Source organism: Phaeobacter sp. JH204B, from assembly GCF_048055755.1.
Classification (GTDB): Bacteria; Pseudomonadota; Alphaproteobacteria; order Rhodobacterales; family Rhodobacteraceae; genus Phaeobacter; species Phaeobacter bryozoorum.
The window spans coordinates 203,965-218,845 of record NZ_JAYMXF010000020.1; the positions used below are offsets into that span (position 1 = coordinate 203,965).

The following is a 14,881-nucleotide window of genomic DNA, read 5'->3' on the forward strand; positions in this document are numbered from 1 at the left end:
CGTACGCCGTGTTGGTACCTGAGGGATCATAAACGACCAACAAGGCGGGTCCAGCGTGAATCACAAGATCGTCCATTTGCCATGCGGGCTCTACTTCGTCGCGACGCCCATCGGCACCGCGCGCGACATCACTTTGCGGGCGCTTGACGTGCTGGCCTCCGCCGACATGATCGCCGCCGAGGACACCCGTTCTCTGCGTAAGCTGATGGAAATCCACGGTGTTCCGCTCAATGGGCGGCAGATCGTGGCCTATCACGATCACAGCGGCGCTGGCGCGCGCGGACGGCTTCTGGCGGCGTTGGAGGCGGGGCAGTCCGTGGCCTATGCCTCCGAGGCGGGTATGCCGCTTATTGCCGATCCGGGCTATGATCTCAGCCGCGCCGCCGCCGAGGCCGGGCATCTGGTCACGGTTGCGCCCGGCGCCTCTGCGGCGCTGGCGGCGCTGACATTGGCCGGACTGCCAACGGATGCGTTTTTCTTTGCAGGCTTTCTGCCCAACGCCAGTGGCGCAAGATGCAAACGGCTGGAGGAGCTGGCCGCCGTCCCCGGCACGCTGGTGTTTTACGAATCGCCCAAGCGGATTGCCGCCTCGCTGCGCGACATGGCGGGCGTATTGGGCGACCGGCCGGCGGCGCTCTGCCGTGAAATCACCAAGAAATTCGAGGAGGTGCGCCGCGATACCCTGCTGACCCTCGCCGAAGGGCTGGAACAATCCCCGGTGAAAGGCGAAATTGTGGTTCTGGTGGACCGTGCGCGCGGCGCCAGTGTCAGCGATGGCGATCTCGACAGCGATCTGCGCGCCGCCCTAAAGGACAACTCCGTGAAAGACGCCGCCTCCATCGTTGCCGAAATGCACAATCTGCCGCGCCGCAAGATCTATCAACTGGCGCTCGACATGGCCAAGGATGCAGGCTGAGCATGGCCGGGCGGGCAGATACCCCGCCCGGACGGCCCTCTGCGCGCGGGCTGCGTGGATCTAGATCCCATCACGCCGGATACGCCGCGGAAGAGCTGGTCGCCCGGTTTTATGAACGCGGGGGATACACAGTCGCGGCGCGCCGCTGGCGCGGCGGTGGCGCCGAAATCGACCTGATCCTGCGGCTTGGGGCGATGGTGATCTTTGTCGAGGTCAAGCACAGCGTCAGCCGCGATGAGGCGATCGCCCGCATCAACAGCACCCAGATGCAGCGCATGATGACCAGCGCCGCCGGGTTTCTGGCCGGCGAACCTGCCGGGCAGCTGACCGAGTCGCGGCTGGATGTGGCGGTGGTCGATGGCACCGGCAGGGTTGAGGTGATGGAAAACGCCTATGGTCAGGGCTGAGCGTCTCTGCCATTGAACCTGTCGCCAAGCTGGGTCATGTATTCGGCGTGGGCGGTTTGCCCATGTCATTTTGCCCATGTCATGAGGGACTGACATTATGAAAATCGCCTTTCAAATGGACCCGATCACCGACGTTGATATCAATGCCGACAGCAGTTTTCGCCTAGCGGAGGAAGCGCAGGCGCGCGGGCATAGCCTGTTTTTCTATGGCCCCGACCAGCTGGCCTATCAGGAGGGCCGCATCACCGCGCGCGGCCATGATATGACCGTTCAGCGCGTGGCCGGACACCCGGCGGAGTTGGGTCCGCGCCGCGAAGTCGACCTGAGCGACTTCGACGTGGTCTGGCTGCGGCAGGATCCGCCCTTTGACATGCACTATATCACCTCGACCCATCTGTTGGACCGGCTGAAGGGTCAGACGCTGGTGGTCAATGATCCCTTCTGGGTGCGTAACTACCCGGAGAAACTGCTGGTTCTGGATTTCCCGGAGCTGACGCCGCCCACCGCCATTGCCCGCGATCTTGAGACGATCAAGGCGTTCAAGGAAAAACATGGCGATATCATTCTGAAGCCGCTCTACGGCAACGGCGGTGCCGGCGTGTTCCGGCTGGACCGCGACGACCGCAACCTGACCTCGCTGCATGAGCTGTTCACCGGCTTCAGCCGAGAGCCGCTGATCGTGCAGAAATTCCTGCCGGATGTGAGCAATGGCGACAAACGGGTGATCCTGGTCGATGGCGAAGCCGTCGGCGCAATCAACCGGGTGCCTGCGGCGGGGGAAACCCGTTCCAACATGCATGTCGGCGGCCGACCGGAGAAAATCGGCCTGACCGACCGCGACCGCGAAATCTGCGCCGCCATCGGGCCATTGCTGCGCGAAAAAGGGCAGGTCTTTGTCGGTATCGACGTGATCGGCGACTACCTGACCGAGATCAACGTGACCTCGCCGACCGGCATTCAGGAGCTGGAACGCTTCGACGGCGTCAATATCGCCGAGAAGATCTGGCAGGCGATCGAAGCCAAGCTCTGAGCTCTCGCGTGAGAACACGCCTCAGGCGGCAATCCGAAAACTGATCGCTTCGGCGATATGGGGGCGGCGGACATCCGGCGCCCCATCCAGATCGGCGATGGTGCGGGCGATGCGCAGCACCCGGTGATAGCCACGCGCGGTCAGCCCGAACCGGTCCGCCGCCTGCAACAGCAGGGCCCGACCTTCGCTGTCGGGCGTCGCCACCTCCTCCAGCAGCTGACCCTCGGCATCGGCATTCTGCCGCAGCTGGGGATGTTGGCGGTAGCGGCTGGCCTGGACCTCCCACGCGATGGCAACCCGCATGGCCACCTCCGCCGAGGTTTCGCCATCACCCGGCAGGTCCAGATCGGCAAAGCCGACCGGCGGCACATCCACCCGCAGATCGAACCGGTCCATCAGCGGCCCGGAGATACGGCCGAGATAATCCGCCGAACACTGCGGCGCCCTTGCACAGGCGCGATTGGCATCGCTGAGCGCGCCACATTTGCAGGGGTTGGCCGCCGCCACCAGCATGAACCGACTCGGGTAGCTGACATGGGCATTTGCACGTGCCACATTCACATGGCCGGTTTCCAACGGCTGGCGCAGCGTCTCCAGCACTGCCCGGCTGAATTCCGGCAGCTCATCAAGAAACAGCACACCATTATGCGCCAGGCTGATCTCGCCCGGCTGCGCCCTGCGCCCGCCCCCGACAATGGCCGCCATCGAGGCGGTGTGATGCGGCTCGCGGTAGGGGCGGCTGCGCCGAATGCCGCCTTCGTCGATCAACCCGCAAAGCGACTGGATCATTGAGGTCTCCAGTGCTTCGGCCGCGCTTAGCGGCGGCAGGATCGAGGGCAGCCGCGCCGCCAGCATGGATTTCCCCGATCCCGGCGCGCCGACCATATAGAGATGATGTCGACCAGCCGCGGCAATCTCCAGCGCGCGCTTGGCCCGTTCCTGCCCCTTCACATCGCGCAGATCCTTTCCCGCAGGGGGATCAATCACCTCGCCGGGGGCGGCGGGGGGGATCACCATCTGCCCGGTGAAATGCGCCACCACATCCGCCAGACCGCCCGCCGCGATCACCGTCGCATCGCTGACCCAGGCCGCCTCCGCACCCGAGGCCTTCGGGCAGAGCAGCCGCCGTCCTTCGCTCGCGGCGGCCATGGCGGCAGGCAGGGCACCCACCACCGGCACCAGATTGCCATCCAGCGACAGCTCGCCCAGGGCAATGGTCTCAGAGGCCGCCTCGGGCGGGATGATCCCAATCGCCGCCAGCAGCGCCAGCGCGATCGCCAGATCAAAATGGCTGCCCTCCTTGGGCAGATCGGCAGGCGACAGGTTTACGGTGATCCGGCGCGAGGGCAGGGCAATCGACATCGTCGCCAGCGCCGATCGGACCCGCTCGCGGGCCTCGCTGACCGCCTTATCCGGCAGGCCGACGATGGAGAAAGCCGGCAGACCTGGGGCGACCGCACATTGCACCTCGACCGGGCGGGCCTCGACGCCTTGAAACGCAACGGTATAGGCGCGCGAAATCATCTCTCCCCTTTCCGCTTTGGGTGGGGAGAGATGCTTGGCCAACGTGGTTTCGGAGTCGTTAACGCACCGGCGATGCCGCTGCGGTTTTACGTTTTATTCACCCTGATGCCGGGGGACGCCGGGGCGATGCCGGGGACAGTGAGGTCAGCTCAGCTGCCAGGGTTTGCGCGGCAGATCAATCGGGTAGGGATCGGTTGCATAGCTCACCTCGTCAATGCGGTCCTGCCAGCGGCGCAGCACCGGGTCGGACAGGGTGACGCGGCAATAGGCACGCATCTCGTCCGAAACAGGCAGATCAAAGCCGACGATGCGAGCCGCCACCGGCGCATAGAACGCATCCGCGATGGAATAGCTGCCAAACAGCCAGCCATCCTTGCTGCCGGACACATCGCGTGCATGGGCGAACAGTGTTTCAATCCGCTTGAGATCTGCCAGCACCGCGTCAGAGGGTTCAAACCCCTGATAGATATGTGCCAATTGCATCGGGCAGGCGCTGCGCAGCGCACCAAAGCCCGAGGCCATCTCGGCCACCAGCCAGCGTGCCGTTGCCCGCTGGCGCGGATCCTGCGGCCACATGCCAGCCTCCGGGTGCCGTTCCGCAAGCGTTTCGGCGATGGCGACGGTTTCACCAATCACCGTGCCATCCGGCAATTGCAGCGTCGGCAGCAGCCGTGCCGGGGCCAGTGCCGCCATCTTCTCCGCCATGGTGCCCGAGAACATCTCGACCAGCGAGACCTCATGAGGCAGGTTGAATTTTTCTAGCATCAGCCAGCCGCGCAACGACCAGCTGGAATACTTGCGATCACCGATATAGAGTTGATATGTCATGTCGCGAGGTTAGCGCGCCTCAAGTCATTCTCAAACGGAATATTTGTGCGCTAACCCATCACGGAATGTGATTTATTCTACCACGCCCCCAGCCGCGATCCCGGCTGCTGCCCTGATGGGTGATCTCGGTGACCGACAGGTTGTCGATCCGATGCGAAAAGGCCTCCTCGGCGGTCAGCTGCTCGGCGCGCTGGATCTGCGTCAGGATCTGGCCGAAATGGCCAACCACCACCAGATCCCGGCCGCGATGCGCCTCGATCAGACCATCGATGGCTGCGTTTACCCGCGCGCAGACCTGATTCCAGCTCTCGCCGCCGGGCGGGGCCACATCGCCGGGGGTTTCCCAATAGGCGCGGATACGCTCGGGGTCTTCGGCATCAATCTCGCGCCAGCTGCGCAACTCCCAGGCGCCGAAATGGATTTCGCGCAGCGCCGGCTGGTCCGCCAGCCGCTGCCGGTCGCGCCCGATGGCCGTCGCCGTATCGCGGGCCCGGCTGAGGTCGGAGGACACCACCAGCGCCTCGGGGGGCAGGTACCCGTGCAGCCGGTCTAGCGCGGCGGTATCGGAGAGATCGGCGGGCAGATCGGACCAGCCAACCATGGATTTGGCATGGGTCGGGCCGTGACGGACCAGAAACAGTCTCGTGATCGCATCGTTGCTCATAGCGTTCCTTTCAGCACCTGCGGCAGCCCGGCGGTGACCAGCACAGCCCGGTCGGCCACCCCGGCCAATGCGATATTCAGCCGGCCCTGCGCCTCGCGGAACTGCCGGGCCAGCGCATTGTCGGGGACGATGCCATGGCCCACCTCGTTTGACACCACCACCACCTCGGCGGCGCAGCGCTGCAAGGCGGCCATCAGCGCTGCCTGCTCAACAATCAGATCCGCCTCCGCCAGCATCTGATTGCTGAGCCACATGGTGGCGCAGTCCAGCAGGCAGATCTGGTCGGCGCGCAGCGAGTCGAGCACCGGCGCGAGGTCCCGTGGCGCCTCATGGGTGGTCCAGCCGGCGCCGCGCTGATGCAGATGGCGGTCCACCTTGGCCCGCATCTCCTCGTCAAACACTTGTGAAGTGGCCAGATAAACCCTGTCTTTCCCTGAGTTTAGGCAGATTTCCTCGGCATAGGCCGATTTGCCCGATGCCGCACCGCCCAGAATGAATGTGACTTTAGTCGGCACTTTTATTACCCTGAAGCTATCGAGTGTTGCGTGACTGGGTAGCCACGGGTGCGGCGCAACACAAGATGTGTTGACCACGGGCGCGCGTCAGGCCCGCAGAGATGGCGCTGATTTCAGAGGTTGATTGCACCCGGACCGGCCCGCTGTGGCGGCGCATTTCGCGCCTGTCCAACCACGCTGGCGGCCGAGACGACAGTCCCGAGCCTGATTTTCGGGAATTTACCAAGACTGAAGTGATCCAAGAGGGCGCATCGCCCGTATTCAGATCAAAATTCATCTACGGGGAAGAAAAATGGCTCTTGATACCATGATCGAAAACCCGTTGCCCAAGCGGGCAATGAAGGCGGAATTGCTGGACGCTGAGACCGAATTGCGACTGGCCTACGCCTGGCGGGATGAGCGGGACGTGCAGGCGCTGCATCGGCTGATCAATGCCTATATGCGACTGGCGATCTCCATGGCCTCCAAATTCCGCCGCTACGGCGCGCCGATGAATGATCTCATTCAGGAGGCCGGGCTGGGCCTGATGAAGGCGGCCGATAAATTCGACCCTGACCGTGGGGTGCGCTTTTCGACCTATGCGGTCTGGTGGATCAAGGCGTCGATTCAGGACTATGTGATGCGCAACTGGTCGATGGTGCGGACCGGGTCGACCTCGGCGCAGAAGTCGCTGTTTTTCAATATGCGTCGGGTGCAGGCCCAGCTGGAGCGTCAGGCCCAGTCCGAGGGCACCCAGCTGGATCAGCACCAGCTGCATCAGAAGATCGCCACCGAAATCGGTGTGCCGCTGCGCGATGTGCAGATGATGGACGGGCGGCTGGCCGGGGCGGATTTCTCGCTGAATGCGGTGCAATCGGCCGAGGAAGAGGGCCGCGAATGGATCGAAGCGCTGGAGGACGACAGCGCCCAGGCCGCCGAGCTGGTCGAGGAAAGCCATGACACCAGGCAGCTCAGGATCTGGCTGGTGGAGGCGATGCAGGCCCTGAACGACCGCGAACGCTTCATCATCACCGAACGCAAGCTGCGGGACAAGCCGCGCACGTTGGAGAGCCTCGGCACGGAGCTGGGCCTGTCCAAGGAGCGTGTCCGCCAGCTCGAGGCGGGCGCCTTTCAGAAGATGCGCAAATCGCTTGAAACCTGCTCACGGGAAGTTCAGAACTTCCTCCTATGACATCTCACATACCTATCATGATCAAAGGCGTGTCCGACTTCGGGCGCGCCTTTTGCATCTGCGCGGCGGCATGGCGACCGATCGCCGTCGGCGTTCTTGTCGCGGCTGCCGTCATGACCGGCACGGCCCGCGCGGACGAACACAGTGGACAGGTCCGCCCGCCTGCGGTGCTGGCCAGCTCGGTGGCGGAGGTGCTGCCGGTTCTGGCCGGGGCTGACGTGGTGTTTCTGGGCGAGATCCACGACAACCCCGCCCATCACGCGGTGCAGGCAGAGATCATCACCGCGCTCCAGCCCGCCGCTGTGGTCTGGGAGATGATCACGGCGACGCAGGCGGCAGCGCTGACACCGGATCTGTTGCAGGATGGTCCGGCACTGGCAGAGACGCTCGACTGGACGCAGTCCGGCTGGCCTGAGTTCGCGCTTTATCAACCGGTCTTTGCCGCCAGTCACGGGGCGGCGCAGTTCGGCGCGCTGGTGCCGCGAACGGGAACCCGCCGCGCGATGGAACAGGGCGTGGCGGGGGTCTTTGGTCCTGATGCGGTGGCCTATGGGCTCACCACCCCGCTGGATGAGGCAGAGCAGGCGGCGCGTAAAGCCGATCAGCTGGCCAGCCATTGCAATGCGATGCCGGGCGAGATGCTGCCGGTTCTGGTTGAGCTTCAGCGGCTGCGCGATGCGGTGCTGGCACGCGCTGTTGTTGCGGCGCTGGATCACGCCGCCGCAGACCCGGTCAGGCAATCTGGCGGCCAGAATCCGGGGCCGGTCGTGGTGGTGACCGGCAATGGGCATGCCCGGCTGGATCGTGGCGCGCCGCTGGCCTTGCGGCAGGCGCGCCCGGCGCTGAAGATCACCGCTCTGGGCCAGTCCGAGGGCGGGCAGATCGAGGGGGCGTTTGATGTGGTGATGGAGGCAGATCCAATCCCGCGCGCCGATCCCTGTCTGGCCTTCCAGTGAGGGGCACGCGCGCGCTGCGGCAGACCCCCCGCGGAAAACCGTTTCACACTGGCGACAGGGCGCAGTAGAGTTTGCCGGGATCTGCGGCAAGGATAGGCAAATGCTGGCGAACAAACGTATTCTCCTGATCATCGGTGGCGGGATTGCCGCCTATAAATCGCTGGAGCTGATCCGCCGCCTGCAGGATCAGGGCGCCGAGGTGGTGCCGGTCCTGACCAAGGCGGGCGAGGAATTTGTAACTCCGCTGTCCGTTTCGGCGCTGGCCGGGCAGGCGGTGCACCGCGATCTCTTTGACCTTACCGCCGAGGCGGAGATGGGTCATATCCAGCTGTCGCGCAGTGCGGATCTACTGGTGGTGGCCCCGGCCACGGCGGATCTGATGGCGAAGATGGCCCATGGTCACGCCAATGACCTGGCCTCAACCCTGCTGCTGGCCACAGATACTCCGGTGCTGCTGGCTCCTGCGATGAATGTGCGCATGTGGCAGCACCCCGCGACCCAGCGAAATCTGGCAAGCCTGATGGCGGATGGTGTGTCCTGCGTCGGGCCGGATGAGGGCGGCATGGCCTGCGGCGAATTTGGTCCCGGCCGTCTGGCGGAACCGGACGCCATTGTTGCCGCCATTGCCGCGAAACTGTCCGATGGACCGCTCAAGGGGCGGCGCATCGTCGTGACCTCCGGCCCGACGCATGAGCCGATCGACCCGGTGCGCTACATCGCCAACCGATCGTCGGGCGCGCAGGGGACAGCGCTGGCCCGTGCTCTGCGCGATCTGGGTGCTGAAGTGGTCTTCATCACGGGCCCGGCCAGCGTTGCGCCGCCCGATGGCGTCGAAGTGGTGGCCGTTGAGACCGCGCGGGAGATGGCCGAGGCGGTGTCAGCGGCGCTGCCCGCAGATGCCGGTGTCTTTGCCGCGGCGGTCGCCGACTGGCGTGTGACCAGCGCATCGGATCGCAAGCTGAAGAAATCCAAGGATGGGCTGCCGGTGATGGAATTTGCCGAGAACCCCGACATTCTCAAGACCGTGTCGCGGCTGGAGCAGGGGCGACCGGGACTTGTCGTCGGCTTTGCGGCCGAGACCAATGATGTGGTTGACAATGCCACCGCCAAACGCCTGCGCAAGGGCTGCGACTGGATTGTCGCCAATGACGTCTCCCCGGCAACCGGTATCATGGGCGGCCGTGAGAACGCGGTGATCCTGATCTCCGATGCAGGCGCCGAAAGCTGGCCGCGCATGGACAAGGACGCGGTTGCCCGCAAGCTGGCCGACCGCATTGCACAGGCGCTGGCGGAGACGGGCTGAACAGAGCCGCACAGGACGAAACCAAGAGGGATCAGGCACAGAATGGTCGATATCCGTATCACATATGACGAAGGCGCAGACCGGGAGGTGCCGCTGCCCGCCTATCAGACCAGCGGCGCGGCAGGCGCCGATCTGCGCGCCAATCTGCCGGATCGCGCCAGCCTGACGCTTGCCCCCGGTGCCCGCGCGCTGGTGCCCACGGGCCTGCGGCTGGCGATCCCCGAGGGCTATGAGGTGCAGATCCGCCCGCGCTCGGGTCTGGCGCTGAAACATGGCATCACCCTGCCCAATACCCCCGGAACCATCGACAGCGACTATCGTGGTCCGCTTGGGGTGATTGTGATGAATGCCGGCGAGGCCGCGTTTGACATCGCCCATGGGGACCGCATTGCGCAGATGGTGGTGGCACCGGTGCTGCGGGCGGAGTTCCAGCTGGTCGAAACGCTGGATGAGACGCCGCGCGGGTCTGGCGGTTTCGGCTCGACGGGGCAGGGCTGATGCTGTCGATCCTTGTCCTTGCAGCATTGATCTGGTGGGGCGGCCAATTCCTGGGGCTGGGACGCCGTTTGCGGTTCAGCCTGTTGGCATTGCTCTATGGTGCGATCCTGACGCTGCATCTGACCCTGCCTGCGACCGCGCCGCTGCGGCTGGCCACCGGGGAAACCGCCGCCCCCTGGCTGATGCTGGCGGGGGCCGTGGCGCTGGTGCTGGGCTACCGTCAGGGGCTGCGTGTCCTGCGCAATCGGGCGCGGCCGGAGGCGGCCGACAGTGAGGCGACCCCGCCCCGGTCGCAGAAATTCTCCGAGACAGAGCTGGAGCGCTACGCCCGCCATATTGTCCTGCGCGAGCTCGGTGGCCCCGGGCAGAAAAAACTGCGCAACGCCCGCGTGCTGGTGATCGGAGCCGGTGGTCTGGGCGCGCCTGCGCTGCAATATCTGGCCGCCGCTGGCGTCGGCACAATCGGCGTTATCGACGATGATCTGGTGGAGAACGCCAATCTGCAACGGCAGGTCATTCACCGCGATGATGATATCGGGCGGCCCAAGGTGTTTTCGGCGCAGGCCGCGATGGTGGCGCAGAACCCCTATGTGGAGGTGCGCCCCTATCATCGCCGCCTGGATGCCGAGATCGCGGCGGATCTTTTTGCCGATTACGATCTGATTCTCGACGGCACCGACAACTTCGAAACCCGCTATCTGGCCAATCGCACGGCGGTGGCGCTGGGCAAGCCGTTGATTTCAGGCGCGCTGTCGCAGTGGGAGGGGCAGATCTCGCTGTTCCAGCCCTCGGTCAGCGGCCCCTGCTATCAGTGCATCTTTCCCGAAGCACCTGCGGCCGGGCTGGCGCCCAGCTGTTCCGAGGCCGGGGTGGTCGGGCCGCTGCCCGGTGTCATCGGCGCGATGATGGCGCTCGAGGCGGTGAAGGCGCTGACCGGTGCCGGTGCGGTGCTGCGTGGTGAGATGCTGATCTATGACGGCCTTTATGCCGAAAGCCGCAAGATCACCCTGCGCGGCCAAGCCGATTGCCCGATCTGTGCCGGTGGCGCCGATGCCGGCGTGGAGCCTGACGCGGCGCTCATCAGCAGGCGCGCGGAGGGGGTCTGAGGGAACCAGACGCAGCGATTGATCAATCAAAACCAAAGGGGAGGACAAAATGACATTCAACATGACCCAGGGCGCGGTGAAAACCATCGCCGCTGCAGCAGGCCTGGCCCTGCTGTCTACCGCTGCCACGGCGGCGGATCTGCCGGACCTTGAGGGGCGCGAAGTGGTGGTCTCGGTGGAGAACGCCTATCCGCCGCTGCAATTTGTCGACCCTGCCAGCGGCACGGCCATCGGCTGGGAATATGACGCCATGGCGGAGATCGCCGAGCGGATCAACATCACAGTCGTCTATGAAACCACCAGCTGGGACGCAATGATCCCGGCGGTGAGCGATGGCCAGTATGACATGGGCATGACCGGCATCACCATCCGCGACGACCGCAAGGAAAAGGTCGATTTCTCCGACAAATATCTGACCTCGCAGATGCGCATGATCGTGGCCGGGGATGAGAGCCGCTTTGACGATGCCGCCAGTTTTGCTGCCAATGCGGATCTTCTGGCCGGGGCCCAGCCCGGCACCACGCCGTTTTATGTGACCGTCTATGATATCCTTGACGGCGATGAGGCCAACCCGCGGATCAAGCTGTTTGAAACCTTTGGCGCGGCGATTCAGGCGCTGCGCACGGGCGATGTGGATCTGGCGCTGTCGGACAGCACCGCCGCCAATGGCTATGTGCAGGCCTCGGACGGGGCGCTGAAGATCGTGGGCGAGCCGCTCGGGACCGAGGATTTCGGCTTCATCTTCCCCAAGGGCAGCGATCTGGTGGCGCCGATCAACGCCGCCATTGCCTCGATGGAGGCGGATGGCACGCTGGATGCGCTGAACACCAAGTGGTTCCTGGAGTATAAGCTGGGCGGCTGACCCGGCGGCAGACTATGACCAATCCCCGGCCCTAGCGTCGGGGATTTCCACATCATGGGGCAGAGATGAACGAGCAAGAGCCAAGACCGGGCAGGCAAAACCGTTGGGCGGACAGCAAAAAAGAAGATTTCCCATGGTGGCTGGCGGCGGTGATCCTGATCGGGGCGACGCTGATCTGGCGGGTGGTTTCGGATGATCTCTATCTCAATATCCTCAGCACCCTGATGCGTGGCGTCCAGCTGACGATCTTTGTCACGCTGGTGAGCTTTTTCCTGGCCTCTCTTCTGGGGCTTGGGCTGGCGCTGGCTGCGGGATCGCGCTGGCTGGTGATCCGGCAGGGTGCGCGGTTCTATATCGAGGTGGTGCGGGGCATCCCGATCATCGTGCTGCTGCTTTACGTCGCCTTTGTGCTGGCGCCAGCGCTGGTGGAACTGCGCAACTGGATCGGCGCGCAGATCGGGTTGGACCCGATCCGTACCCGCAATTTCCCACTGCTGTGGCGGGCCATTATCGCGCTGATGATCGCCTATTCCGCCTTTATATCAGAGGTGTTCCGCGCCGGTCTGCAATCGGTGGATGCGGGCCAGATCGAGGCGGCCAAGGCGCTGGGTCTCAGCCGCTGGCACCGCTTTCGCTTTGTCGTGTTTCCGCAGGCGATCCGCACCATCCTGCCGCCGCTTGGCAATGATTTTGTGGCACTGGTAAAGGACAGTTCGCTGGTTTCTGTGCTGGGGGTCGCCGATGTCACCCAGCTGGGCAAGATCACGGCGGTGGGCAATTTCCGCTATTTCGAGACCTATAATGTGGTGGCGCTGATTTACCTCACGCTGACAATTGGCCTGTCGCTGCTGCTCAGGCGGTTTGAGAAACACCTGCGTCGCCGCGAGGAGCGCCGGTAGCGGGCAGGCTCCGGCGGCAATCGGTGAAATTCTCTCGACTGTGCCTCTGGACGGCGGGCAGGGGCGGGCATAGCTTCCTCACAAAGGAGATTTGCCATGACCAATCCGCTGCTGTCCAACTGGGACACGCCGTTTGAAATTGCCCCCTTCGACCAGATCAAGGACAGTGATTTTGCACCTGCGCTGGATGAGGCGCTGGCTGCGCATAAGGCGCAGATTGACGCCATTGCCGCCTCGGACGAGGCGCCGACATTTGCCAATGTGATCGAGGCGCTGGAAACCCCCTGCCGCGAGCTGGAGCAGGTTTTGTCAGTGTTCTACAGCGTGGCTGGTGCGGACAGTAACCCCGAGCGCGAAGCGTTGCAGCGGGCGTTTTCCCCGAAGCTGGCGGCGCATTTTTCCGCCATCACCGCCAACAAGGCGCTTTATGCGCGCGTCAAATCGGTGTGGGATCAGCGCGATACGCTGGATCTGACCGAGGAACAGCAGCGCGTCCTGATGCTGACCCATCGCGGATTTGTGCGCGGCGGTGCGGCGCTGGAAGGCGCGGATGACACCCGTATGCAGGAGATCAAATCCCGGCTCGCGACCCTTGGGACCGAGTTTACCCAGAACCTGCTGGCGGATGAACGCAGCTGGTATATGGAGCTCGGCGAAGAGGATCTGACCGGCCTGCCGCAGTTTGTCGTCGATGCTGCCCGCGCGGCGGGCAAGGACAAGGGGCTGGAGGGGCCGGCGGTCACGCTGTCGCGCTCGCTCATCACTCCGTTTTTGCAATTCTCGCCCCGCCGCGACCTGCGCAAGACGGCGTTCGAGGCCTGGGCCGCGCGTGGTGCCAATGGCGGCGACAGCGACAACCGCAAGATTGCCGCCGAAATTCTGGCCCTGCGCGAAGAGCGGGCCAAGCTGCTTGGCTATGAGAATTTCGCGGCCTACAAGCTTGAAACCGAGATGGCCAAGACCCCGGCCGCAGTGCGCGATCTGCTGATGCAGGTCTGGGAACCGGCCAAGGCGCAGGCGGAAGCGGATGCCTGGGTGCTGACGAAGATGATGCAGGATGATGGCATCAACGGCGAGCTGGAGCCCTGGGACTGGCGCTATTACGCGGAGAAACGGCGCAAGGCAGAGCATGATCTGGATGAGGCGGAGCTGAAGCCATATTTCCAGCTGGACCGGATGATCGAGGCGTCGTTTGACTGCGCGACACGGCTGTTCGGGTTGGAGTTCACGCCGCTTGATGTGCCGCTCTATCACGAGGATTGCCGCGCCTGGGAGGTGACCCGCAATGGCGCGCATGTGGCCGTGTTCATTGGTGACTATTTCGCCCGCTCCTCCAAACGCTCCGGTGCCTGGTGTTCGGCAATGCGCAGCCAGGCGAATTTCCCCAAGGTGCAGACACCGGTTGTGATCAACGTCTGCAACTTTGCCAAGGGGGATCCGGCGCTGTTATCTTATGATGATGCGCGCACGTTGTTCCACGAGTTCGGCCATGCGCTGCACCAGATGTTGTCGGATGTGAGTTACGAGAGCATCTCCGGCACCTCGGTGGCGCGCGATTTTGTCGAACTGCCCTCGCAGCTCTATGAGCACTGGCTGGATGTGCCGGAGGTTCTGGGCAAATTCGCCACCCATGCGGAAACCGGCAAACCGATGCCGGTGGAGATGCGCGACCGGGTGCTGGCGGCCTCGACCTTTGATATGGGGTTCCAGACGGTGGAATATGTGGCCTCTGCACTGGTGGATCTGGCATTTCACGACGGGCCTGCGCCCAAGGATCCGATGGCCAGACAGGCCGAGGTTCTGGCCGAGATCGGGATGCCGTCGGCGATCATCATGCGCCACGCCACCCCGCATTTCGCCCATGTGTTCTCGGGCGACGGCTATTCCTCGGGCTATTACAGCTACATGTGGTCGGAGGTGATGGACGCCGATGCCTTTGCCGCATTTGAGGAGGCGGGCGGTGCTTTTGACCCCGAACGCGCCAAGGCGCTGGAGGCGCATATCCTGTCGACCGGCGGCTCGCGCGATCCGGCGGAGCTGTACACGGCGTTCCGGGGCCGACTGCCCGGTGTGGATGCGTTGCTGAAGGGGCGGGGGCTGGCGGCAAAATAATCCGCACAATGGTTTTTTCTGAAATGTGAGAGGGCAGGTGCGATGCGTCTGCCCTCTCTCGTTTGTGGTTGTGCCCCCGTGATCTGCGGT

General features: G+C 64.1%; 15 protein-coding genes. 11 read left to right on the forward strand and 4 right to left on the reverse strand.

Going from position 1 to position 14,881, the window contains the following annotated elements:
* The first annotated feature begins 55 nt into the window (after nt 1-55).
* The 3 genes from rsmI to gshB all read left to right on the forward strand — a co-directional run bounded on the left by rsmI (nt 56) and on the right by gshB (nt 2,353).
* Nucleotides 56-916 (forward strand): 16S rRNA (cytidine(1402)-2'-O)-methyltransferase, encoded by an 861-nt coding sequence (gene rsmI, locus VXL81_RS12635; protein WP_340547333.1) that lies wholly within the window; start codon nt 56-58, stop codon nt 914-916.
* A 50-nt stretch (nt 917-966) separates the two neighbouring features.
* Complete coding sequence (locus tag VXL81_RS12640) at nt 967-1,323, forward strand: YraN family protein (protein ID WP_416554577.1); 357 nt, start codon at nt 967-969, stop codon at nt 1,321-1,323.
* 97 nt (nt 1,324-1,420) lie between these two features.
* Nucleotides 1,421-2,353 (forward strand): glutathione synthase, encoded by a 933-nt coding sequence (gshB, locus tag VXL81_RS12645; RefSeq protein ID WP_340547332.1) that lies wholly within the window; start codon nt 1,421-1,423, stop codon nt 2,351-2,353.
* Nucleotides 2,354-2,374: 21 nt separating this feature from the next.
* Here gshB and VXL81_RS12650 read toward each other — a convergent pair whose 3' ends face one another.
* The 4 genes from VXL81_RS12650 to cobU form a co-directional block, all read right to left on the reverse strand.
* Entirely contained in the window at nt 2,375-3,877 is a 1,503-nt protein-coding gene (locus VXL81_RS12650; protein ID WP_416554546.1) for a YifB family Mg chelatase-like AAA ATPase, read from the reverse strand.
* A gap of 144 nt (nt 3,878-4,021) precedes the next feature.
* Nucleotides 4,022-4,705: a glutathione S-transferase gene (locus VXL81_RS12655; protein ID WP_416536679.1), complete on the reverse strand. Its 684-nt coding sequence runs from the start codon at nt 4,703-4,705 to the stop codon at nt 4,022-4,024.
* Between the two features lie 58 nt (nt 4,706-4,763).
* Entirely contained in the window at nt 4,764-5,369 is a 606-nt protein-coding gene (locus tag VXL81_RS12660; protein WP_416554548.1) for a histidine phosphatase family protein, read from the reverse strand.
* Nucleotides 5,366-5,884 carry a bifunctional adenosylcobinamide kinase/adenosylcobinamide-phosphate guanylyltransferase gene (gene cobU, locus VXL81_RS12665; RefSeq protein WP_416539957.1) on the reverse strand — a complete coding sequence of 173 codons (519 nt, stop codon included), beginning with the start codon at nt 5,882-5,884 and terminating at the stop codon, nt 5,366-5,368. Before cobU ends, VXL81_RS12660 begins: the two co-directional genes overlap by 4 nt.
* A gap of 292 nt (nt 5,885-6,176) precedes the next feature.
* Here cobU and VXL81_RS12670 point away from each other — a divergent pair, with 292 nt between their 5' ends.
* From VXL81_RS12670 to VXL81_RS12705, 8 genes are all read left to right on the forward strand, one after another.
* Nucleotides 6,177-7,055 carry an RNA polymerase factor sigma-32 gene (locus VXL81_RS12670; protein ID WP_340547327.1) on the forward strand — a complete coding sequence of 293 codons (879 nt, stop codon included), beginning with the start codon at nt 6,177-6,179 and terminating at the stop codon, nt 7,053-7,055.
* Nucleotides 7,052-8,011, forward strand: a complete 960-nt coding sequence (locus VXL81_RS12675) for a ChaN family lipoprotein (protein ID WP_416554550.1) — start codon at nt 7,052-7,054, stop codon at nt 8,009-8,011. The genes VXL81_RS12670 and VXL81_RS12675 overlap by 4 nt, the downstream gene beginning before the upstream one ends.
* Before the next feature lie 100 nt (nt 8,012-8,111).
* Nucleotides 8,112-9,314, forward strand: a complete 1,203-nt coding sequence (gene coaBC / locus VXL81_RS12680) for a bifunctional phosphopantothenoylcysteine decarboxylase/phosphopantothenate--cysteine ligase CoaBC (protein ID WP_340547325.1) — start codon at nt 8,112-8,114, stop codon at nt 9,312-9,314.
* A gap of 42 nt (nt 9,315-9,356) precedes the next feature.
* Nucleotides 9,357-9,812, forward strand: coding sequence for a dUTP diphosphatase (dut, locus tag VXL81_RS12685; RefSeq protein WP_340547324.1), 456 nt, complete (start codon nt 9,357-9,359; stop codon nt 9,810-9,812).
* Nucleotides 9,812-10,918, forward strand: coding sequence for a HesA/MoeB/ThiF family protein (locus VXL81_RS12690; RefSeq protein ID WP_416554552.1), 1,107 nt, complete (start codon nt 9,812-9,814; stop codon nt 10,916-10,918). Before dut ends, VXL81_RS12690 begins: the two co-directional genes overlap by 1 nt.
* A gap of 49 nt (nt 10,919-10,967) precedes the next feature.
* A complete protein-coding gene (locus VXL81_RS12695) occupies nt 10,968-11,780 on the forward strand; it encodes a transporter substrate-binding domain-containing protein (RefSeq protein ID WP_416536684.1) in 813 nt (270 codons plus the stop codon).
* A 65-nt stretch (nt 11,781-11,845) separates the two neighbouring features.
* A complete protein-coding gene (locus VXL81_RS12700; RefSeq protein WP_416539954.1) occupies nt 11,846-12,679 on the forward strand; it encodes an amino acid ABC transporter permease in 834 nt (277 codons plus the stop codon).
* 96 nt (nt 12,680-12,775) lie between these two features.
* Nucleotides 12,776-14,791, forward strand: coding sequence for a M3 family metallopeptidase (locus VXL81_RS12705; RefSeq protein ID WP_416554554.1), 2,016 nt, complete (start codon nt 12,776-12,778; stop codon nt 14,789-14,791).
* Nucleotides 14,792-14,881: the final 90 nt, after the last annotated feature.